The organism is Sodalis sp. RH14 (assembly GCF_047324285.1).
Lineage (GTDB): Bacteria > Pseudomonadota > Gammaproteobacteria > Enterobacterales > Enterobacteriaceae > Acerihabitans.
Genome location: NZ_CP178739.1, coordinates 1485469 through 1508889 on the forward strand (window position 1 = coordinate 1485469; position 23421 = coordinate 1508889).

The following is a 23421-nucleotide window of genomic DNA, read 5'->3' on the forward strand; positions in this document are numbered from 1 at the left end:
GCGGCGGCGGACGAGGTCCGGCTGCGCGACAGGGAGCCGGGCCGTGTTCCGGCACCGGCAGGTATCATTATGGAGTATCAGGTCGGCGCGGATAAGCGCCCGCACGGCGCATATCGGCGGTAAGGAAGCCTATCAGCGGCTACGGAAGACAATGCGGCCTTTGCTCAGGTCGTACGGGGTCAGCTCAACAGTGACTTTGTCGCCCGTCAGGATGCGGATATAGTTTTTGCGCATTTTACCGGAGATATGAGCGGTTACCACATGCCCGTTTTCCAATTCCACACGGAACATGGTGTTAGGCAATGTATCCAGTACCGTGCCTTGCATTTCAATATTGTCTTCTTTGGCCATCGAATCCTCTAGGTTTAAATACCATAGTTTTTAACCGGCAAGATAATGCCGAAAAACCCTCATTATGTAAAGAAGTGATGAAGAACGCCGCATTATTCACAACGATCAGGGTCGCTGTCTACGCTGCCGGCAGAGAGGGTTTGTGGTTGCCAGCAATGGGGTGCCAGCGTTAAAGGGTGTAACTGACTCAGCAGGGTCAGATAGTCGCGTCGCGGTATTTCCCGTGCGCCTAACGAGGCCGTGTGTGAGTTCAATACCTGACAGTCTATCAGTTTTCCCCCTTGTTGCCTAAAGAAACGGCAAAAAGTCAGCAACGCCGTCTTGGACGCGTTGTCCCGGCGGCTGAACATGGATTCGCCGCAGAACAGGGCGCCCTGCGCCACGCCGTACATACCGCCCACCAGTTCATCGCCCTGCCAGACTTCCACCGAGTGAGCCTGTCCCAGGGCATGCAGGCGGCGATAGGCCAAAACCACCTCGGGGCCAATCCAGGTGCCTTCTATGCCCCGTTCGGCGCAGGCGGCGATCACCTCGGCAAACGCCTGGTTGAGCGTAACGCGAAACGGGCTGTGCCTGAGAAAACGTTTCAGGCTGCGGCTGATATGGAATTCCTCCGGGAACAGCACCGCGCGGGGATCCGGCGACCACCACAAGATGGCATCCCCCGGCGAGTACCAGGGAAAAATGCCCAGTTGATAGGCGGCCAGCAGGCGCTCTGGGGAAAGATCCCCGCCGAAGGCCAACAGCCCGTTGGGTTCATGCAGCGCGGATGTCGGCGCGGGAAATCGTATTGAATCCGGAGAAAGCCGGTACAGTCGCATGGCGCTTATTTTTTATTCTCCTCAACCGTCCGCTTTAGCGATAATTATACGCCACCCGGAGAGTGATAACGAAAATACCGCCCCTTTTCCGCCATCAGCGTCGCATGGGAGCCTTGTTCAGCGATCCCGCCCCGATCCATGACATAAATTCTATCCATCATATCCAGGCCCTGCAGCCGATGGGTGATAATCACCAGGGTCTTGGCCCGGCCCAACTGATGCAACGCGTCCAATACACGCCGTTCGGTGGCGGCGTCCAGCCCTTCGGTCGGTTCGTCGAGCAGCAGCAGCGGCGCGTCGTGGAGCAGGGCGCGGGCGATGCCGAGCCGCCGCTGTTCACCACCGGATAACTGCCGTCCGCCTTCGCCCAGCCAGGCGTCGAGGCCGTGGTTTTCCAGGAGCTTGTCAAGCCCCAGGCGCGAGAGGATATGGGCCAGCCGCGCGTCGTCCGCCTGGGCCGCGCCCAACAGCAGATTGTCGCGCAGCGTGGCGTTGAAAATATGCACCCGCTGGGGCACCACGCTCATCATGGCGCGCAGCGCCGGTTCGCTCCAGCGCGCCAGGGATTGGCCATTTAACAGAATTTGCCCGCGGTCCACGTCCCAGGCGCGGGTCAGCAATTGCAGCAGGGTGGATTTGCCGCTGCCGGTGTGGCCCAGGATGGCGATATGTTCTCCCGCGTTTATCCGCAACGACACCCCGGCAACCGCCGGCAGCGGCTGATCGGGATAACGGAAACCGACGGCGTCGAGAACCAGCGCGGCATCGCCGCCGGCCGCCGGTCCGCCGGCCGGGAAAACCACCGCCGGGTCGCGGCCGATGACGTCGGCGATACGTCCGGCCGAGGCGATAACCTGGCCGAGATGCTGAAAGGCGCCGGCTACCGGGCCAAGCGCTTCGAACGCCGCCAGCGTGGTAAACACGAACAACGCAATCAGCGCGCCGGGATGACTGTCGCCGCCGATGCCGGCGGCGGCAAGCCACAAAATCAAGGTGACCGCCATGCCGGTTATCAGCGTCAGCATCCCCTGCGCCAGGGCGGCCAGGTTGGCCTGCTGCCGCTGACGTTGCTGCCAGCGCCGTTCAGTCTCGTCCAATTGCCCGCGGTAGCGCGCGGCGGCGCCGTAAACCGTTAGTTCGGCATTGCCCTGCAGCCAGGTGGCCAGGTGCTGCCGGTAATCGGCGCGCAGCCGGGTTAGCGCTTCCCCCACCGGCTTCCCGGCCCGATAGAACAGCGGAGGGACGATCAGCAGCACCGCCAGCATGATTGCGCCCAATGTCAGGGCCAGGGAGGCGTCGAGCCAGCTTAGCCCCACGGTGACCACCAGAATCACCACAAAAGCGCTCAGCAGGGGCGAGAGGACGCGTAAATAGAGGTGATCCAGGGTATCGACATCCGCCACCAGGCGGTTAAGCAGCTCCGCCTGGCGAAAACCGGCCAGCGCGCCGGGGGAAAGCGGCAGGATTTTTTGAAAGGTGTAGATGCGCAAATGCTGCAAGACGCGGAAAGTGGCGTCATGGCTGACCACCCGTTCCGCCCAGCGGCCGGCGGTGCGGGTTATGGCTGCGCCGCGCACCCCGGCGGCCGGCAGCATATAGTTAAAGCTGTATAAGCCCGCCATGCCCGCCAGCGCCGAGCCGGCCAGGAACCAGCCGGACAGGCTGAGCAGGCCGATGCTGGCCAGCAGCGTGACGATGGCCAGGAGCATGCCCAGGGCAATCTGGCCGGCATGGCGGCGATACAGGGCCAGGAAGGGGAATAATACGCGCATAGTCAGAGTCCTCCGCGACGATAGGCCAGCAGGTCGGCAAAGGGGCCGGGTAAAGAGGCCAACTGCGCATAGCGTCCCTGCTGCACGATTTGGCCGTTGCCCATGACCCAGATATCATCGAAATCGCGGATATCCGCCAGTTGATGGGTGACCAGTATCGTGGTGTGCCGCCGGGATGCCCGGTCCAGCGCCGCCGTGACCAGCTTTTCGCTGTGGGCGTCCAGGCTGGCGGTCGGTTCGTCGAGCAGCATCAGCGCCGGGGATTGCAGCAGGGCGCGTCCCAGGGCGACACGCTGCGCCTGGCCGACGGACAGGCGCGCGGCATTGTCGCCAAGCACGGTATCCAGTCCCTGCGGCAGCAGCGGTAAAAATTCGCTGATATAGGCCTGCTCCACCGCCTGTTTTAGAATGGCGGCATCCGCGTCGGGCCGCCCGAGCAGGATATTATCCTTCAGCGTCGGCGCGGGCAGGAACGGGTCTTGGCTGATCCAGCTCAGTTGGCTGCGCCAATGCGACGGCGACAGGTCGCGCAGCTCATGGCCGTTAACGCGCAATGAACCCTGGTAGGGCAGGAATCCCAACAGCACATGTAACAGCGAACTTTTGCCGGCCCCGCTTTGCCCGACGATGGCCAATCGCCGGCCGGGTTCCAGCGTGAAATTCAGCGGGCCGGCCAGCGCCGTGCCGTCCGGCGCCATGATGACCAGCTGTTCGGCGCGCAGGCCGATGGGGCCCAGGACGGGCGCGGCGAGACCCGCGCCCTGCGACTGCACGTCGGTCTCGATAAAGGCAACCAGCGATTCCGCCGCGCCCACCGCCTGGGCCTTGGCGTGGTAAAAAGCGCCTAAATCCCGCAGCGGCTGAAAAAACTCCGGCGCCAGTATCAAGACCAGGAAACCGGCGAACAAGGTGACGCCGGTGCCGTAGCTGCCGAAGTGAAGCTCGCCGAGATACGAAAAGCCAAAATACACCGCCACCACCGCAATGGAAATCGAGGCAAAAAATTCCAGCACGCCGGAGGAAAGAAACGCCAGCCGCAGGACTTCCATGGTACGTAAACGGAAATCGTTGGTGGCGCGGCTGATATGCTCGGTTTCCGCCTGCGCGCGATCAAACAGTCTTAGCGTTTCCAAGCCGCGCAGGCGATCGAGGAAATAGCCCGACAGCCGGGCCAGCGCCAGGAAGTTGCGGCGGTTGGCGTCGGCGGCGCCCATCCCCACCAGCGCCATAAACAAGGGGATCAGCGGCGCGGTGCAAAATAATATCAGCCCGGCCATCCAGTTCACCGGGAACACCGCCAGTAAAATCAGCAGCGGCACCAGGCCCGCCAGATACATCTGCGGCAGATAGCGCGCATAATAATCCTGCATGTCCTCAATCTGCTCAAGCAGAAGGCTGCTCCAACTGCCGGCGGGTTTGCCCTGGATCCAGGCGGGGCCCAGCAGTTCCAGCCGATCCAGCACCTGGCGGCGTATTTCCCGTCTCAGCACCTGTCCGGCGATAAAACCGACCCGCTCGCGCAGCCAGCCTGCCAACGCCCGCAGCGCAAACAGCGCCGCCATGGCGATAAACCAGCCCGTAAGCGCCTCGCGCGGCTGCTGCCCGACAATCAGCGCCTGCAGCAGATAAGCCAATACCCAGGCCTGGGCGATGATAACCAGGCCGCTCAGCAGGCCCAGCAGTAAAGAGAAACGAAGCCAGCGCTTTACCAGCGCGCTTTGCGACTTGAGCCAGCGGACAAGCACTTGCTGTCGGTTTTTATTCATTGAAGACAATTTCAGCCGGTGTGATGTGTATGTAAGTCGAAAATCCCATGTGGGGAAGCGAAAAGCCGGAAAAGGGCAGGCGTTCTCCAGCGTGCCGACATATTACCCTGTTGCGGCGGAGGTGAAAATAATAATGACATTTATCAGGGGACCTTTGCCTGCGGGCGCAACGGCATTTCAGCCGACTGGACGGCGCCGTGGGGATATGAAATTCTGCCGCTTTTTCGCATGCCATGAGTTGGGCGTTTTCATGGTATGCCGGGCGCCGGCATGCGACAAGGGGATGGCAGTCGCGCCATCCCCTCCCGGCATCAAATATCACATAAAACAAAAAGAAAGCGTTAACGTTGCAAACAGTGGTTTTGACGTTGTAACGGCATAGCGTGCGCTGGCGGCACAAAGCCCGGCTGGATGAGCCGCCGGGAGCGGCTCAAGCTCAGGGTCGCGCCGGGAGCGCGTCCCGGGCGGTTCAAAAAACGGGCTGGTTGTGGCAACAGGAACCGCGCATCAACGCCGCGCCTCGAAACGCCCTTACCGATCGTTTACCGGCACCAACCCGTCCAGATAACGTTCAGCGTCCAGCGCCGCCATGCAGCCGGTGCCGGCCGAGGTAATCGCCTGGCGGTAGATATGGTCCATCACGTCGCCCGCGGCAAATACGCCCGGAATGCTGGTCTGGGTGGCGTTGCCCGCAATACCGGACTGTACGCGGATATAGCCGTTCTCCAGCTCCAGCTGGTTGCCGAAAATCGCCGTATTGGGATGATGACCGATAGCGATAAATACGCCGGCGACCGCCAGCGTGTCGACGGCGCCGCTGACGACGTTCTTCAGCCGCACGCCGGTCACGCCCATTTCATCGCCCACCACTTCTTCCAGGGTGCGGCCGGTATGCAGCACGATACTGCCGCTGGCGACCTTATCCATCAGGCGATCGATGAGGATTTTCTCCGCGCGGAAGATATCGCGCCGGTGGATCAGATGCACCTCGGTGGCGATATTGGACAGATACAGCGCTTCTTCCACGGCCGTATTGCCGCCGCCGACCACCGCGACTTTTTGCTGGCGGTAGAAGAAACCGTCGCAGGTGGCGCAGGCGGATACGCCTTTGCCCTTATAGGCTTCCTCCGACGGCAGGCCGATATAGCGCGCGGATGCGCCGGTGGCGATAATCAGGGCGTCACAGGTAAATTCACCGGTATCGCCGGTCAGCCGGAAAGGGCGGTTTTGTAAATCGACCTGGTTAATATGATCGAAAATGATTTCGGTGTTGAATTTTACGGCGTGGGCGTACATGCGCTCCATCAGCGAAGGCCCGGTCAGCCCTTCCGGATCGCCCGGCCAGTTCTCGACCTCGGTGGTGGTGGTCAGCTGGCCGCCTTGTTCCATACCGGTTATCAGCACCGGATGCAGGTTGGCGCGGGCGGCATAAACCGCGGCGGTATATCCCGCCGGTCCCGACCCCAGGATAATTAATTTACTGTGTTTCGCCGTAGACATATTTTCCTCGTTTAACTCACCGCTTAGATCCCAACTCGTCGATGATAAGAAAGTTACCAGACAATGAAAAGGATGCAAAAAGTTGTTGGCGATTTTTATCATCGTTATGGACTATCGATAGGCGGATTTTACCATCAATTAGGACATTATCGGGCTAAAAAGAGCCCTTAAGCCCCGGACAATGTGTTTCCGCAGGATTTAATCGGCATGTTGTTCTGATTTTTATCGTTTTACTTTGACAATACGCTGCGCTTTTGCGAAAACATCAGGGTAAGGAAAATGATGCGTTGGTTTCGGACAGGCAGTTAGCAAGGCAGTTGAAACAGTTGGCCCTAAAATAAAACAGACAACGGGTCTTAAAGCAAACCCTGATACATTGAAGTCGGCAGGGGTGTGGCAAGCACAGGGAAGGTACTAAGAGAGACAATAATAATGGTAGACAATAAAAAGCGCCCGGGAAAGGATCTCGATCGTATTGACCGTAACATCCTCAATGAGTTGCAAAAGGATGGCCGGATATCAAACGTCGAACTTTCTAAACGGGTTGGATTATCCCCAACACCTTGCCTGGAACGCGTGCGCCGTCTTGAGCGCCAGGGTTTCATCCAAGGGTATACCGCTTTACTTAATCCACATTATCTTGATGCGTCTTTACTGGTGTTTGTGGAGATTACCCTTAACCGGGGTGCGCCCGATGTGTTTGAGCAATTCAATACCGCCGTACAAAAGCTGGAAGAAATTCAGGAATGCCATTTGGTTTCGGGTGATTTCGACTATCTGCTGAAAACGCGGGTGCCTGATATGTCGGCCTATCGTAAACTGCTGGGCGAGACGCTGTTGCGCCTGCCGGGGGTCAACGATACGCGTACCTACGTGGTGATGGAAGAAGTGAAGCAGAGCAACCGGCTGGTCATTAAGACACGCTAAGTCATAACACAGGTGCAAATTTCACGTTTTATGGTTACACTCCTGTGCATTCATACAGTTTCAGCGCCGGCGGCATGACGGCCGGCGCTGTTATTAAGCTATTATATCGGTTATATCGGCATAGATAACCCTGGAGAGCCTTTCTTGAGCCAGGAATATACAGAAGATAAAGAAGTTGAATTGAAAACGCTCAGCAGCAGTCGCCGGTTACTCGAGGCTGTTCTGATTGTCATGGCGATTTTTGCCCTCTATTTGATGATTTCCCTGGTCAGTTTCAACCCTTCCGACCCCAGTTGGTCGCAAACTGCCTGGCATGGTCCTATCCATAACCTGGGGGGCGGCATCGGCGCCTGGTTTGCCGATACGCTGTTCTTCACCTTCGGCGTGCTGGCCTATGCCCTTCCGCCGCTGATGCTGATTTTCTGCTGGACGTCGTTTCGCCAGCGGGAAGAGCAGGACTATGTGGACTATTTTGCCCTATCGCTGCGGCTGATTGGGACGCTGGCGCTGATCCTGACCTCATGCGGCCTGGCCGCGCTCAATGTCGACGATCTCTATTACTTTGCCTCGGGCGGCGTGATCGGCAGCCTGCTCAGCAACGCCATGCTGCCGTGGTTTAACGGCATCGGCGCCACCCTGACCCTGCTCTGCGTATGGGCGTCCGGCCTGACCCTGTTTACCGGCTGGTCCTGGCTCACCATTGCCGAAAAAATCGGCGGCGTGGTCATGGGTTGCCTGACATTTATGTCGAACCGCTCCCGCCGCGACGAGCGGGACTACGACGACGAGTACGATGACGAAGACCTGGAGGCCGCAGGGGACGACGCGGTCCGCGCCGAAGCGTTGGACGCGCTTGACCCGCTGCTGGCGACCTCCGGCCCTGATGCCGCCGGGACCAAGCCTGATGCCGCTCCCGCGGCTATCGGCACGGTGGCGGGGCCTTCCGCCACGTCCAGCCATCCGGAGCTCGCCGAGCAGACCGGCGACCCGCTGGCCGTCCCGCCGCCGGGCGCGGTGTCGCCGCCGGTGGCGGCCCCTGCGGCCGGCCCCGCGCCTGCCGCCGTCTACTCCCAGCAGCCCGCCGCGCCGGCTATCCCGCAATATCGTTTTGAGTTGCCGGACGCACCGTCCGTTCCTCCTTCCCAGGGCGGCTTTCCCGATGAAGACGATGATGGTCCGCAGATGGGCGACTGGCAGCACGACGGTGACGAATCGCACACGCCATACGATTTCAACGTGGCGCAGCGCAGCAGCGGGCAGGTCACTGCTTCCACGCCGCCTTATGACGCCGCCGCGCTGACCTTTATGCCGGCGTTCAGCGCCACCAGCGACGAAAATCCGCAGGTCAAGCAGGGCATCGGTCCTGAATTGCCGCGTCCTAACCGGGTACGCATCCCCACGCGCCGGGAGCTTGCCTCGTTTGGCATCAAGCTGCCGTCGCAGCGCAACGCGACGGCGACGGCGCAGCAACGCCCGCAGGAAGAAGACGCGCTGTCGCAGGCGCCGCAGTCCGAGGAAGAACAAGCCGCCGCCCAGCAGTCGGCGCTGCACCAGGAATTTCTGCAGCAGCAGGAACAACGCTATGGTGCGGCCGGGACCGAGGGCGACGACGAGGAAGAAGATGCCTGGCAGCAACAGCAGCTGGCCGCCGAATTTCAACGCCGGCAGGAGATGCGTTACGTGGCGGACGCCGACGAACGGGCCATGCCGACATCGCCGGTTTCGCCGCCGGCCGGCATTGATGCGCCTGCGGCGTTCGCTCCGCCGCCGCGGGCCGATCGGGTGGATGATACTCTCGCAGCCCGGTTTACGCCCTCCACGCAGCCTGGTCACGAGTTCGGTTCCGGCGCGTCGACCGCGGCCGGGCATGTTCCCGGCGGTTATGACGAGCAGGCTCATTCCCGCGCAGAGGATTATCCGGCCGACGATGAGGACGCGCTGTCGGACGGGCATGTCCAGCCTTCGGCACGGCTAGGGGCAGGCGCCGCGCCGGCGCCATTGCCGTCGCCGGTGGGGGCGCGCGCGGTGGTTCAGCCGGCGGCGCCCGCCATGGACAGCCTGATCCATCCCTTCCTGATGCGTAATGAACAACCGTTGCACAAGCCCACCACGCCGCTGCCGACGCTGGACCTGTTAACGTCGCCGCCGGTGGAGGACGAACCGGTGGATATGTTCGCGCTGGAGCAAACCGCGCGGCTGGTTGAAGCGCGGCTGGCGGACTACCGCGTGAAGGCCGAGGTGGTCGGTATTTCTCCCGGTCCGGTTATTACTCGCTTCGAGCTGGACCTGGCGCCGGGCGTGAAAGCGGCGCGCATCTCCAATCTGTCGCGGGATTTGGCGCGCTCCCTGTCGGCGGTGGCGGTGCGGGTGGTGGAAGTGATCCCCGGCAAACCTTACGTCGGCTTGGAATTGCCGAACAAGCGCCGCCAGACGGTATACCTGCGCGAAGTGCTGGATTGCGATAAATTCCGCGAGACCGTCTCGCCGCTGGCTATCGTGCTGGGCAAGGACATTGCCGGCCAGCCGGTGATTGCCGATCTGGCCAAAATGCCCCATCTGCTGGTGGCCGGTACCACCGGGTCAGGTAAATCGGTGGGGGTCAACGCCATGATCCTCAGTATGCTGTATAAAGCGACGCCGGAAGAGGTGCGCTTTATCATGATTGACCCGAAAATGCTGGAACTGTCGGTGTACGAAGGCATTCCCCACCTGCTGACCGAAGTGGTCACCGACATGAAAGACGCCGCCAATGCCCTGCGCTGGTGCGTGGGCGAGATGGAGCGCCGCTATAAACTGATGTCGGCCCTGGGGGTGCGTAACCTGGCCGGCTATAACGAACGTATTGAACAGGCTATCGCCATGGGCCGGCCGGTGCCGGATCCTTTCTGGAAACCGGGCGACGGCATGGCCGATTCGCCGCCGATGCTGGAAAAACTGCCATATATCGTGGTGTTGGTGGACGAGTTCGCCGACCTGATGATGGCGGTGGGCAAAAAGGTGGAAGAGCTGATTGCGCGTTTGGCCCAGAAAGCCCGCGCCGCCGGCATCCATCTGGTGCTGGCGACCCAGCGGCCGTCGGTTGACGTGATAACCGGCCTGATCAAGGCCAATATCCCGACCCGTATCGCCTTTACCGTGTCCAGTAAAATCGACTCCCGTACCATTCTCGATCAGTCGGGGGCGGAATCATTGCTCGGCATGGGCGATATGCTGTACCTGGCGCCCAACTCTTCCATACCGGTGCGTGTGCACGGCGCCTTTGTGCGCGACCAGGAGGTGCACGCGGTCGTAAGCGACTGGAAGGCCCGTGGCCGGCCGCAGTATATTGACAGCATCACCAGCGCGGGCGAAGAGGGTGAGGCCGGTCCCGGCGGCATGGACAGCGACGAGGAACTGGATCCGTTATTCGATCAGGCGGTGCAGTTCGTGGTCGACAAGCGCCGCGCCTCGATTTCCGGGGTGCAGCGCCAGTTCCGCATCGGCTATAACCGCGCCGCCCGCATCATCGAGCAAATGGAGATCCAGGGCATCGTCAGTTCGCAGGGCCATAACGGCAACCGTGAAGTACTGGCCCCGCCATCGCCGGATTAACGCGCTGGTGCCCATGACAGGCCTGCTTTGACCGCCAGGGGGGTAACCCCCTGTGCAAAGATGCGTAAAGCGGCAGGTTTTCAGAGGATTGGCCTATGCCTTCCCGTCATTGTTCCGATAAAGTTAAGCCTATCAGGGTGCCGCCTTCCGGCCGGTCTATTTCTTGCCGGCCCGGATGTAGCGCCTTTCATTTTTCAAGGAATGCTTATAATGAATAAAAGGTTATTAGTCGCTTGCCTGCTTAGCGCCGTGGTTGCCGCGCCGGCGCTGGCCGATGATGCCGGCGCGCTGCAAAGCCGCCTGAATCGGGTCAACAGTTTCCATGCCGCATTCACCCAGAAAGTGACCAGCGCGGACGGCGGCGCGGTGCAGGAAGGCGAAGGCGAACTGTGGGTAAAACGGCCGAATCTGTTTAACTGGCATATGACCGCGCCGGATGAGAGCCTGCTGATTTCCGACGGTAAAACGCTGTGGTTTTATAATCCCTTTGTCGAACAGGCCACCGCCACCTGGCTGAAAAACGCCACCGGCAATACGCCGTTTATGCTGATTACCCGCAACAGCCCGGACGACTGGCGGCAATACAACGTCAAGCAAACCAACGATCGGTTTGAGCTGACGCCCAAGACCGCCAGCGGCAACCTGAAGCAATTTACCATCGACGTCAGCGCCAGCGGCACCATCAACAGCTTTACCGCCGTCGAGCAGGACGGGCAGCGCAGCGCCTACCAGCTGAAAAGCCAGAATAACGGCCAGGTGGATGACGCCAAATTCCGTTTTACCCCTCCCAAGGGCGTGACGCTGGACGATCAGCGTCAGTGAGGTAAAAATGAGCAATCTGTCGCTTGATTTTTCCCATAACGAATTCCAGCCGCTGGCCGCGCGCATGCGCCCCAGAACGCTGGAAGAATATGTCGGGCAGCAGCATCTGCTGGCGCCGGGCAAGCCGCTGCCGCGCGCCATCCAGAACGGGCAACTGCACTCCATGATCCTGTGGGGGCCGCCTGGTACCGGAAAAACCACGCTGGCGGAGCTGATTGCGCGTTACGGCAACGCCGATGTGGAGCGTATTTCGGCGGTGACCTCGGGCATCAAGGAAATCCGCGAGGCGATCGAGCGCGCGCGCCACAATCGTGATGCCGGCCGCCGCACCATCTTGTTCGTCGACGAAGTGCATCGCTTTAATAAAAGCCAGCAGGACGCCTTCCTGCCGCATGTGGAAGAGGGCACCATTACCCTGATTGGCGCCACTACGGAAAACCCTTCGTTCGAGCTTAACTCCGCGCTGCTCTCCCGCGCCAAAGTTTACCTGCTGAAGTCGCTTACCGCCGGGGATATCGAACAGGTGCTGGCCCAGGCCATGACCGATACGGAGCGGGGCTATGGCGGCCAGAATATCGTGCTGCCGGACGAGACGCGCCGGGTGCTGGCGGAGTGGGTGAACGGCGATGCACGCCGCGCGCTCAACAGCCTGGAAATGATGGCGGATATGGCGCAAACCGATGCCCAGGGCAACCGGGTGCTTACGCCGCTGCTGCTGAAGGAAATTTCCGGCGAGCGCAACGCCCGTTTTGATAATAAGGGCGATCGTTATTATGATTTGATTTCGGCGCTGCATAAATCGGTGCGCGGTTCCGCGCCGGACGCGGCGCTATATTGGTATGCGCGCATCATCACCGCCGGCGGCGATCCGCTTTACGTGGCGCGCCGCCTGCTGGCCATCGCCTCGGAGGATGTGGGCAATGCCGATCCGCGCGGCATGCAGGTTGCCCTGGCGGCCTGGGATTGTTTTACCCGCGTCGGTCCGGCGGAAGGGGAACGGGCGATTGCCCAGGCGATTGTCTATCTGGCCTGCGCGCCAAAAAGCAACGCGGTTTACACCGCTTTTAAAGCCGCGATGCATGATGCCCGCGAAAACGCCGATTATGATGTGCCAGAGCATCTGCGCAACGCCCCCACCAAGCTGATGAAGGAAATGGGGCTGGGCGCCGAATACCGCTATGCCCATGATGAACCGAACGCCTATGCCGCCGGCGAAGACTATTTTCCCGAGCAGATGGCGCACACCCGCTACTACTATCCAAGCCCGCGTGGACTGGAAGGAAAAATTGGCGAAAAGCTTGCCTGGCTTAGCGCGCAGGATCAAAATAGCCCAACAAAACGCTACCGATAACCAGGCCGTTGCGGTAAGGTTAGCGATAGAAAATCCGTTGCCGCGATAGTCACTGACGGCGTCGCGAAGTCATATACATCAATCTGATAACAATAAGCACAGGACTAGCATGCTCGATCCCAATCTGCTGCGCAATGAGCTAGACGCAGTTGCCGAGAAACTGGCTCGCAGAAATTTTACCCTGGATGTCGATACGCTGCGTAAACACGAAGAGCGGCGCAAGGTACTGCAGGTCGAAACCGAAACATTGCAGGCCGAGCGTAATTCCCGCTCCAAACTGATCGGCGCGGCGAAAGCCCGTGGCGAGGATATCGAGCCATTGCGCCAGGAAGTCAACGGATTGAGCGATCGCCTCGAGGCGGCCAAATCCGAACTGGATATTTTGCAAGCCGCCATCCGCGACGTGGCGCTGTCGCTGCCTAATATTCCGGACGACCGCGTTCCCTCTGGTAAGGATGAAACCGAAAACGAAGAAATCAGCCGCTGGGGCGAACCGCGCCGCTATGATTTCGACGTGCGCGACCATGTTTCCCTGGGGGAAATGGCCGGCGGGCTGGATTTCGCCGCGGCCGTCAAGTTGACCGGTGCGCGTTTTGTGGTGATGAAAGGGCAGATTGCCCGCCTGCATCGCGCGCTGACGCAATTTATGCTCGATTTGCATACCGAGCAGCACGGCTACCAGGAAAATTATGTTCCTTATCTGGTAAACCACGCATCGCTGTTCGGTACCGGCCAATTGCCGAAATTCGCCGGGGATTTATTCCATACCCAGCCCCTGAGCGAAGAAGCCGACACCAGCGCCTATGCCCTGATCCCCACGGCGGAAGTCCCGCTGACCAACCTGGTGCGCGACGAAATCCTGGAAGAAGACCAACTGCCGCTGAAGATGACGGCCCATACCCCGTGCTTTCGTTCCGAGGCCGGCTCCTACGGCCGCGATACGCGCGGGTTGATCCGTATGCACCAGTTTGACAAAGTCGAGCTGGTCCAGGTGGTGAAACCGGAAGATTCCATGCGCGCGCTGGAGGAACTGACCGGCCATGCGGAGAAGGTGCTGCAACTGCTGAACCTGCCTTACCGCAAGATCCTGCTGTGCACCGGCGACATGGGCTTTGGCTCGAGCAAGACCTACGATCTGGAAGTCTGGCTGCCGGCGCAGAATACCTACCGGGAAATTTCCTCCTGCTCGAATATGGGCGATTTCCAGGCGCGGCGCATGCAGGCGCGCTACCGCGCCAAAGAAGATAAAAAACCACGCCTGGTGCATACCCTGAATGGCTCCGGCCTGGCGGTGGGGCGCACCCTGGTGGCGGTAATGGAAAACTACCAGTTGGCCGACGGGCGCATTGAAATCCCGGCGGCGCTGGCGCCGTATATGAACGGCCTGACCCATATCGGCTAATCACCACTGGCGTTCTCCCTTTAACACGTCAAGTGCAGGTGCGGCGTCAGCGGGCTTACCGCGCCATGGGGCCTCGGTCGGGCGAAAATACCACGCCCGATTCAACCCCATTGGCACGCTCTCCCTTTAACACATCAAGTGCAGGTGCGGCGTCAGCGGGCTTACCGCGCCATGGGGACTCGGTCGGGCGAAAATACCACGCCCGATTCAACCCCATTGGCACGCTCTCCCTTTAACAGGGCAACCCTACGTTCGGTACCCTGATTTTTATCCCGGATGAAGTATGCGATGTTGGCGTCAGCTGCGTCATGTGGCCGCTAATTGCCTGAACACTATCAAAAAATGCTGGCGCTTATTTCGCCTGATTGACTTTTTTTACCGTAGTGGCATGATGCGCCCAATTCCTGCGCGTTGAGTCCGGTTTATTCATCATGTCCGTCTATTCCCGCCCGGTGGTAATGCTACTCACCGGGTTGCTGTCGTTGACCATTTCCATCGCGGTATTAAATACCCTGGTGCCGCTGTGGCTGTCCCACGAAGCCATGCCCACCTGGCAAATCGGGCTGGTCGGCTCTTCCTATTTTAGCGGTAACCTCGTGGGGACCCTGCTGGCGGGAGCATTGATTAAAGCGGTGGGTTTCAACCGCAGTTATCAGTATTCATGCCTGCTGTTTGCCGTCGCGACACTGGGGCTGGGCCTTTCCATCGGTTTTGGCACCTGGGTGCTGTTCCGGTTCGTGGCCGGCATCGCCTGCGCGCTTATCTGGGTGGTGGTGGAAAGCGCCCTGATGCGCAGCGGTACTCCCCATACCCGCGGGCAACTGCTGGCGGCGTATATGATGGTGTATTATATGGGCACGGTGATCGGCCAACTGCTGCTCAGCGGCGTCTCCACCGCATTGATATCGGTATTGCCCTGGGCGACCACGTTGATGATTGCGGCGGTGTTGCCGTTATTGTTCAACCGCATCGAGGGGCAGGGCATGGATGCCCCCCGGATCGCCATCTGGCCGATGCTGCGGCGTCGCAACGCCCGCTTGGGGATCAACGGCTGCATCATCTCGGGCGTGGTGCTGGGGTCGCTGTATGGCCTGCTGCCGCTTTATCTTTCCCATCAAGGGCTCAGCGACGGCAGCGTGGGATACTGGATGGCGCTGCTGGTCAGCGCGGGTATTCTCGGCCAGTGGCCTATCGGCCGGCTGGCGGATCGCTACGGCCGCCTGATGATTTTGCGGGTACAGGTGTTTATGGTCATTATCGGCAGCCTGTCGATGCTCAGCCACGCGGCCATGGCGCCGGCGTTGTTCCTGCTGGGCTGTTCGGGTTTTACCCTTTATCCGGTGGCGATGTCCTGGGCCTGTGAAAAGGTCAGCCCGGATGAGCTGGTGGCGATGAACCAGGCGCTGCTGCTGAGCTATACGGTCGGTAGCCTGCTGGGGCCGAGCGCTACGGCATTACTGATGCAACGCTACTCCGACCGCGTGCTGTTCGTTATGATTGCGCTGGTGGCGCTGGTTTATCTGGCAATGCTGTTGCGCAAACCGGATCATCATCAAACCCCGGTGGCGACGGCCTGAATAAAACAGGGCCCCGGTTGGGGTCTTGCGGTTGCGGTCAACCGGTGCGTTTTGGTCGTGGTAGGCGGTTTGCCGCGGCGGCGGCTGGCGGGGGGAGGCGTATGTTGCCGCGGAGTGGGTTTCGCTGGGGGCTTGCGGGGCGGTGTATGTTATCGCGGCGTGGGTTTCGCTGGGGGCTTGCGGGGCGGTGTAAGTTATCGCGGCGTGGGTTTCGTTTGGGGCTTGTGGGGCGGCGTATGATACGCCGGAGTGGGTTTCGCTTGCCGTGCGTTAGGTGGTTATATGTAGCGCCGGGCGCCGGCAAGCGACAAAGAGGCCGTACCGCGACGGCCTCCTTGACCTCCGCGCGCCCGGCAGGTCGCGCGTCGCTGCGCGATGCCTTCCGCCGCCCATGCCCCCGTAATGCACCGGCCCGGTATGCGCTCCCGGCGCAACCGGGCCTTTCGCCGCTCCCGGCGGCTCATGCCGGGGGCACAGGCGACGTCAGCGCGCTTTATGCCGGTCCACATGTCGCTGTTGGCCATGCGTTTTATGAAGTGGCTGCGGCGCTGTTGCTTGGGACAGGACCGGCGTCGGGATAGGATTGACCATTATGGGATGCAATGGGTGTGGCATGCCGCTGGCGCTGCGAAAAGCAGGTCGTACAGAGGTACACTTATCGGTCAGGCAGGCATATATTAAGGCAGCAACGTGTTTATCATTCAATATTAAGCTCTAAGTTTTAACAGTAAGCATTACACTTTCAGCCACCAACCACCAACCACCAACCACCAGCCACCAGCCACCAACCACCAAGCACCAACCTTCACCTACAAGCCGGTAGTCTCCGACCTAAAATAAATGTGATGTTTTTCCCGGTAAGCGCATACCGCTAAGTACCCTAACACGTTGTTTTACCTACAGACGATGGTGTTGACGTTGTGCCGGCATAAAGTGCGCCGGCGGCGAGCATCACGGCGGGATGAGCCGCCGGGAGCGGCGAAAGCTAAGGGCCGCGCCGGGAGCGCGTCCCGTGCGGTCCCAAAGCCGGGATGGGCGCTGCCGGGAACCGCGCAGCGGCGCACGATCTGCCGGACGCCAGGGAGTCCAGAGGGACCGTGCGTACGGTCCCTCTGGTCGCTTGCCGGCGCCAGGCAATACATAGCCCCCTCAAACTAAAGCAAGCGAAAACCTCACCCCGTGACACACACCACCTCACCCCGTGACACACACCACCCCGCCGCCGCGACATCCCCTCACCAGCCCAGCGTTAAACAACCCAACATACCCAATCCCCGAGCGTAGCGCCCCATCAAGGCGGCCGGTGCGCCAACCGACGCAAGGCCCCGGTTTGGGCCCGGTCAATTAGCTGCTCCGCGGCAGCGGACTCAGGTTAAGCACCGCGCTGTCCATATCCTCGCCGCGCTCGAACCGCCAGCACCGGGTATGATAACGGGCAACGCTGTTACGGTGGGCGACGCTTATCAGGGTGATCCCCGGAAGCCGCTCCGTCAGCAGGCGGTACATCAACTGTTCGTTTTCATCATCCAGCGCGCTGGTCGCCTCATCCAGAAACAGGATATCCGGTTTGATCAGCAGCGCGCGGGCAAACGCCAGTCGCTGCTGCTCGCCCGGCGATAGCCAGTGGCTCCAGTTGGCCTGCTGGTGCAGCATGGGTTGCAAATGACCCAGACGACACAGGTCCAGCATCGCGCGCATATGATCTTCTGTAAAGTGATCCGGCGCTTCCGGATAACACAGCGCTTCGAGCAGGTTACCGATAGGGATATAGCTGCGCTGCGGTAAAAACAGCACTTTTTTGCCCGCCTGCAGGCTGATATTCCCGGCGCCATAAGGCCAGATGCCGGCAATGGCCCGCAGCAGGGTGGACTTGCCGCAGCCGGAGGGGCCGGCGATCAGCACCCGTTCGCCCGGGGCGATGGCTTGCGTGGCGTCGTGGAACAGGACACGACCGGAGGGGATGGTTAAACTCAGGCCGGTCAGCGCCAGGGCGGTATCCGTCGCGTCGTCGCGCGTAATGGCCGTCTTCTGGCTGCTGTGACGCTCCACCGCGGCGTTAAACCCCGCCAACCGGTTAATACAGGCTTTCCAGTTGGCCAACTGATTAAACGCGTCGATAAACCATGACAGCGCGCCCTGTATTTCACCAAACGCCGATGAAATCTGCATCAGCGTGCCAAGCTGGATGGCACCGGAAAAATAACGCGGCGCCGCCACCAGGATCGGGAAAATAATGGCAAACTGACCATAGAAATTGCTGGCCACATTCAGCCGCCGGCTAACGCGCATAATGGACCACCAGTTAGCGCGGATGGCTTCGAACTTGTTGTCCAGCAGGTTCGCTTCCCGGGGTTCGCCCTGGTAAAGGGCAATGGCATCATTATTTTCGCGAATACGAATCAGGCCAAACCGGAAATTAGCCTCAAATTTTTCCTGTTGGAAACCCAAACGCACCAGCGGTCTGCCTACATACCAAATCAGCAGCGATCCCAGCCCGGCATATAATATGGCGAACCACACCATATACCCCGGCACGGTAAACAGATGCCCGCTCAGGGTAAACGACAGCGGTCCGCTCACCGACCATAAAATGGAAATAAAAGAAACAAAAGTCACCACGCTTGAGAGCAAACCCAGGGCCAGCGACAGGGTGCCGCTGGTCAGCGCGTTCAGGTCTTCGGCGATACGCTGATCCGGGTTATCGACCGTCTGCTGTTGCTCGGTATGGTAATAGGCATGATGATGCAGCCATTTCGCCATATATTGCCGCGTCATCCAGCGCCGCCAATACATTTGCAGGCCCTGGGTGAGGTAAATTTTATAGATGGAGATCAGGATAAATAACAATGCCAGCCAGGTGAACCTGATCAGCTGGCTTTTGAACACCGCAAAATTTTTATTTTGCAACGCGTCATAAAATACCCGGTTCCATTCATTGAACAGTACGCTGATATACACCGTGGACAATGAGAGGATAATAATCACCGCCAGCATACCCCAGGCGCGCCATTTTTCCTCAGAACGCCAAAACGGCTTAATCAACTGCCAGATTTCCCGCCAGCCCGCAGCTTTAATGGGTGAAGCTTTCATAGTTAACGTATCGTTTTCAATTGTTCAAAAAGGCAATAATACGGCATAGGCTCCCAGTTCTCTAAAAATAATGAGCCTGTTTAGCACCTAAAGGTGTAACAACTCCTGTCGTGAAAAAAGAAGACCTTACACAGCCCGGTTATACCAGGCGTCTTATGCGGGATATCACCGGCGCCGCGAAACGGCGTGGCCCGGAGCGATACCGGAGCAAGAGGGGCGGGGGCGGGATTTGGGATGAATGACCGGGTATCATCCCGGCCGGCCGTGAATGCGTGGTCGATCATATCCCCCGGGGGCAATGGGGGACATCATCAGTACATCACTTTATGGCCATAGCCGGCCAGGATATTCTTCACGCGTTCCATGATTTCCGTAGAGGGCGGCTTAACGCCGTCGAGCTTGTACTCTTCACCCATGGCAATCCATTTATGCTTACCCAGCTCATGGTAGGGCAGCAGCTCGATTTTTTCGATATTGGCCATGTCCTTGGTGAACTCGCCCAGCATATGCACGGATTTATCGTCGTCCGACCATCCCGGCACCACCACATAACGGAGCCAGGTACGCTTGTTGATTTTTTGCAAGTAGCGCGCAAAATCCAGCGTGCGGTGGTTGGACACGCCCACCAGGTTTTGATGGATATCGTCGTTCATTTCCTTGATATCCAGCATGACCAGGTCGGTGACGTCCAGCAGTTCGTCAATGACCGGATCGTAGCGCCGGACATAGCCATTGGTATCCAGGCAGGTGGTAATGCCCTCGGCATGACAGGCGCGAAACCAGTCGCGCACAAATTCCGCCTGCAGTATGGCTTCCCCGCCGGATGCGGTAACGCCGCCGCCGGACGCGTTCATGAAATGACGGTAGGTCACCGTTTCCTTCATGATTTCTTCGACCGTGATTTCCTTGCCGCCATGGGTATCCCAGGTGTCGCGGTTATGACAGTAGAGACAGCGCATCAGGCAGCCCTGGAAAAAAATGATGAAGCGGATGCCGGGGCCGTCGACGGTACCACAGGATTCAAACGAATGGATGCGACCAAGTACTGACATTGCGGGGTTTTCTCCGTTTGATTAAAAAAGGCCCCACTTTCGTGGAGCCTTTATTTTACGCCTTTTCAGACGGTGAGGGAAATTACATTGACGCGGTGAAGGTACGGGTGATGACGTCCTTCTGCTGTTCTTTGGTCAATGAATTGAAGCGTACCGCATAGCCGGACACACGGATGGTCAGGTTAGGGTAATCTTCCGGATGTTCCATGGCTTGCACCAGCATTTCACGGTTCATCACGTTCACGTTCAGATGCTGACCGCCTTCGACGCCGGCTTCATGATGGAAATAACCGTCCATCAGGCCCGCCAGGTTGGCCCTGCGCACATCTTCATCTTTACCCAATGCTTTGGGCACGATGGAGAAGGTGTAGGAAATACCGTCTTTCGCATAGGCAAACGGCAGTTTGGCAACCGAGGTCAACGAGGCGACGGCGCCTTTCTGGTCACGGCCGTGCATCGGGTTGGCGCCCGGTCCGAACGGCGCGCCTGAACGACGTCCATCAGGGGTATTACCGGTCTTCTTACCATAAACCACGTTCGAGGTGATGGTCAGGATGGACTGGGTCGGTACCGCGTTACGGTAGGTCGGCAGTTTCTGAATTTTCTTCATGAAACGTTCCACCAGGTCGCAGGCGATGTCATCGACGCGTGAGTCATTGTTACCGAACTGCGGATATTCGCCTTCGATATCAAAGTCAACGGCCATGCCTTCGGCATCACGGATAGGCTTAACCTTGGCGTACTTGATGGCGGACAGTGAGTCGGCGGCAACGGACAAGCCGGCGATACCACAGGCCATGGTACGGTATACGTCGCGGTCATGCAGCGCCATCAGCGCGGCTTCGTAGCTGTACTTGTCATGCATATAGTGAATGACGTTCAGCGCGGTGACGTACTGTTTAGCCAGCCAGTCCATGAAGTGGTCCATGCTGCTCAGCACGGTATCATAGTCCAGTACGGCATCCATGATTGGCGCGGTTTTAGGGCCGACCTGGATTTTGGCTTTTTCGTCCATGCCGCCGTTGATTGCGTACAGCACCATTTTGGCCAGGTTGGCGCGGGCGCCGAAGAACTGCATTTGTTTACCGACAACCATCGGGCTGACGCAACAGGCGATAGCGTAATCGTCGTTGTTGAAATCAGGACGCATCAGGTCATCGTTTTCATACTGTACGGAAGACGTATCGATAGACACCTTGGCGGTGAATTTCTTCCAGCTGATCGGCAGTTTTTCCGACCACAGGATGGTCATGTTCGGTTCAGGAGCCGGTCCCATGGTGTACAGGGTATTCAGGAAACGGAAGCTGGTCTTGGAAACCAGGGTACGGCCGTCAACGCCCATGCCGCCCAGGGATTCGGTGGCCCAAATCGGGTCGCCGGAGAACAGTTCGTCATATTCCGGGGTACGCAGGAAACGGACCATACGCAGTTTCATGACCAGGTGGTCAATCAGTTCCTGTGCTTGTTCTTCAGTGATTTTGCCGGCTTTCAGGTCGCGTTCGATAAAGATATCAAGGAACGTCGAGGTACGGCCGAAGGACATGGCGGCGCCGTTCTGGGATTTCACCGCGGCCAGATAGCCGAAGTAGGTCCACTGCACGGCTTCCTGCGCGGTGGTTGCCGGAACGGAGATGTCGCAACCGTATTTGGCGGCCATTTCCTTGATTTGCGCCAGGGCGCGATGTTGTTCGGCGATTTCTTCACGCAGACGGATAGTCGCTTCCAGATCTTCGCCGTTTTCCATTTTGCTTTGCAAAGAGGTGAACTGGGCGAATTTATCTTTCATCAGGAAGTCGATGCCGTACAGGGCGATACGACGGTAGTCGCCGATGATGCGGCCACGGCCGTAGGCATCGGGCAGACCCGTCAGGGCCCCGGTTTTACGGCATTTCAGGATGTCCGGAGTATAGACATCGAACACACCCTGGTTATGGGTCTTGCGGTATTCGGTAAAGATTTTCTTGATTTCCGGATCCAGCTCACGGTCATACGCTTTGCAGGAGCTTTCAACCATCTTGATGCCGCCGAACGGAATCAGGCCGCGTTTCAACGGCGCGTCGGTTTGCAGGCCGACGATTTTTTCCAGGCCCTTGGCGATATAACCGGCGTCATGGGAGGTAATGGTAGAGGCAACATCCGTATCAAAATCAACCGGCGCATGGGTGCGGTTTTCGGTTTTGATGCCTTCCATAACCTTGCCCCACAGTTCCGTGGTGGCGGGAGTAGCACCTGCCAGGAAGGCTTCGTTGCCTTCATAGGGGGTATAGTTTTTCTGGATAAAGTCACGAACATTGACTTCATTCTGCCAGTCGCCTTTGCTAAAACCTTCCCAAGCAGTGGCTAGTTTTGTGTTCAGATCGGTCATTGTATACCTACCTTCTAATGTGGATTTCTTGAAACCCGGCTTTACGATGCGAGACAAACAGGTTAATGCTTGTTCCCACCGCGCAGATAAATCATCCAGTACGTCAACCCTACCAGTAACCCCCCGCCGATAATGTTGCCGATGGTAACCGGTATCAGATTATCGATGATAAAGTTGCTAATGGTCAGGTGTGAAAACTGTTCTGGTGCCATCCCAACGGCCTGCCAGAATTCCGGCGCTGCGAAATTCTTGATAACGATGCCCAGCGGGATCATAAACATATTGGCGATGCTATGCTCAAAACCGCTGGCAACGAACATCGCGACCGGGAAAATCATGGCGAACATTTTATCCGTCAGGCTGCGGCCGGAATAACTCATCCACACCGCCAGGCAGACCATCAGATTAGCCAGGATCCCCAGACATACCGCTTCGATAAAAGTATGGTGCATTTTATGATCGGCGGTTTGCAAAACGTTAAGGCCCCACGCGCCGTTTGCCACCATATGCTCACCGGAGAACCAAATCAGGGCGACGAAAAACAACGCGCCGAACAGGTTGCCGATGTAGACGTTGATCCAGTTGCGAACCAGCTGTCCCCAGGTGATGCGTCCGCTGGCTTTCGCCACCATGATGAGCACCGTGGAGGTGAACAGGTCGGCGCCGCAAACCACCACCAACATTAATCCCAACGAAAAGCATATACCGCCGATAAGCTTGGAGATGCCGTAAGGCATGGTGCCGGCACCGGTGGTAGCTGTAATATAAAACGCGAAGGCTATGGAAATAAAAACGCCGGCGGTAATGGCCAGAAAAAACGTTTTTGACGGTTGCTTGGTTGCTTTATAGACGCCCGCCTCTTCAGCAACTTTCGCCATGGCATCGGGTAATTTCAGGTCAAAAGGGTTGTCAGACTTCACACAAACTCTCTCGTTGGATTAATTAACGACCTAATTCTAACAAACGAGTATAGAGCAAAAATTGATATAGATCATAATGGCCCAAACTTAATCCCCCTTGACAGGCAAGATAAG

Annotated in this window: 15 protein-coding genes; 6 read left to right on the top strand and 9 right to left on the bottom strand. The window is 58.7% G+C overall.

The annotated features are described in order from the left end of the window. Positions 1 to 132 precede the first annotated feature (132 nt). The 5 genes from infA to trxB form a co-directional block, all read right to left on the bottom strand. Positions 133 to 351, bottom strand: coding sequence for a translation initiation factor IF-1 (gene infA / locus ACL2XQ_RS06650; RefSeq protein ID WP_002211347.1), 219 nt, complete (start codon positions 349 to 351; stop codon positions 133 to 135). Between the two features lie 92 nt (positions 352 to 443). Continuing rightward, the gene (aat, locus tag ACL2XQ_RS06655; protein ID WP_410015919.1) at positions 444 to 1172 is read right to left on the bottom strand and encodes a leucyl/phenylalanyl-tRNA--protein transferase; all 729 of its coding nucleotides are present in this window, start codon (positions 1170 to 1172) and stop codon (positions 444 to 446) included. Positions 1173 to 1216: 44 nt separating this feature from the next. Further along, entirely contained in the window at positions 1217 to 2944 is a 1728-nt protein-coding gene (gene cydC, locus ACL2XQ_RS06660) for a heme ABC transporter ATP-binding protein/permease CydC (RefSeq protein WP_413740163.1), read from the bottom strand. Positions 2945 to 2946: 2 nt separating this feature from the next. Next, a complete protein-coding gene (gene cydD, locus ACL2XQ_RS06665) occupies positions 2947 to 4710 on the bottom strand; it encodes a heme ABC transporter permease/ATP-binding protein CydD (protein ID WP_413740164.1) in 1764 nt (587 codons plus the stop codon). Positions 4711 to 5241: 531 nt separating this feature from the next. Further along, positions 5242 to 6210 (bottom strand): thioredoxin-disulfide reductase, encoded by a 969-nt coding sequence (gene trxB / locus ACL2XQ_RS06670; protein ID WP_413740165.1) that lies wholly within the window; start codon positions 6208 to 6210, stop codon positions 5242 to 5244. A 432-nt stretch (positions 6211 to 6642) separates the two neighbouring features. Here trxB and lrp point away from each other — a divergent pair, with 432 nt between their 5' ends. The 6 genes from lrp to ACL2XQ_RS06700 all read left to right on the top strand — a co-directional run bounded on the left by lrp (position 6643) and on the right by ACL2XQ_RS06700 (position 15880). Further along, the gene (lrp, locus tag ACL2XQ_RS06675; RefSeq protein ID WP_005287608.1) at positions 6643 to 7137 is read left to right on the top strand and encodes a leucine-responsive transcriptional regulator Lrp; all 495 of its coding nucleotides are present in this window, start codon (positions 6643 to 6645) and stop codon (positions 7135 to 7137) included. Between the two features lie 144 nt (positions 7138 to 7281). Next, positions 7282 to 10728, top strand: coding sequence for a DNA translocase FtsK 4TM domain-containing protein (locus ACL2XQ_RS06680; RefSeq protein WP_413740166.1), 3447 nt, complete (start codon positions 7282 to 7284; stop codon positions 10726 to 10728). A gap of 210 nt (positions 10729 to 10938) precedes the next feature. Then, positions 10939 to 11550: an outer membrane lipoprotein chaperone LolA gene (gene lolA / locus ACL2XQ_RS06685; protein WP_410015914.1), complete on the top strand. Its 612-nt coding sequence runs from the start codon at positions 10939 to 10941 to the stop codon at positions 11548 to 11550. Positions 11551 to 11557: 7 nt separating this feature from the next. Continuing rightward, complete coding sequence (locus tag ACL2XQ_RS06690) at positions 11558 to 12901, top strand: replication-associated recombination protein A (protein WP_413722381.1); 1344 nt, start codon at positions 11558 to 11560, stop codon at positions 12899 to 12901. Positions 12902 to 13010: 109 nt separating this feature from the next. Next, positions 13011 to 14303 carry a serine--tRNA ligase gene (gene serS, locus ACL2XQ_RS06695; RefSeq protein WP_410015912.1) on the top strand — a complete coding sequence of 431 codons (1293 nt, stop codon included), beginning with the start codon at positions 13011 to 13013 and terminating at the stop codon, positions 14301 to 14303. Between the two features lie 431 nt (positions 14304 to 14734). Next, positions 14735 to 15880: an MFS transporter gene (locus tag ACL2XQ_RS06700; protein ID WP_410015911.1), complete on the top strand. Its 1146-nt coding sequence runs from the start codon at positions 14735 to 14737 to the stop codon at positions 15878 to 15880. A gap of 1344 nt (positions 15881 to 17224) precedes the next feature. Here ACL2XQ_RS06700 and ACL2XQ_RS06705 read toward each other — a convergent pair. The 4 genes from ACL2XQ_RS06705 to focA all read right to left on the bottom strand — a co-directional run bounded on the left by ACL2XQ_RS06705 (position 17225) and on the right by focA (position 23307). Then, positions 17225 to 18970 carry an ABC transporter ATP-binding protein/permease gene (locus ACL2XQ_RS06705; protein WP_413722382.1) on the bottom strand — a complete coding sequence of 582 codons (1746 nt, stop codon included), beginning with the start codon at positions 18968 to 18970 and terminating at the stop codon, positions 17225 to 17227. A 311-nt stretch (positions 18971 to 19281) separates the two neighbouring features. Beyond that, complete coding sequence (gene pflA, locus ACL2XQ_RS06710) at positions 19282 to 20022, bottom strand: pyruvate formate lyase 1-activating protein (protein WP_413740167.1); 741 nt, start codon at positions 20020 to 20022, stop codon at positions 19282 to 19284. A gap of 82 nt (positions 20023 to 20104) precedes the next feature. Then, a complete protein-coding gene (pflB, locus tag ACL2XQ_RS06715; protein ID WP_413722383.1) occupies positions 20105 to 22387 on the bottom strand; it encodes a formate C-acetyltransferase in 2283 nt (760 codons plus the stop codon). A gap of 62 nt (positions 22388 to 22449) precedes the next feature. Further along, on the bottom strand, positions 22450 to 23307 hold the full coding sequence (gene focA / locus ACL2XQ_RS06720) for a formate transporter FocA (RefSeq protein WP_410015906.1): 858 nt from the start codon (positions 23305 to 23307) through the stop codon (positions 22450 to 22452). Positions 23308 to 23421 lie beyond the last annotated feature (114 nt).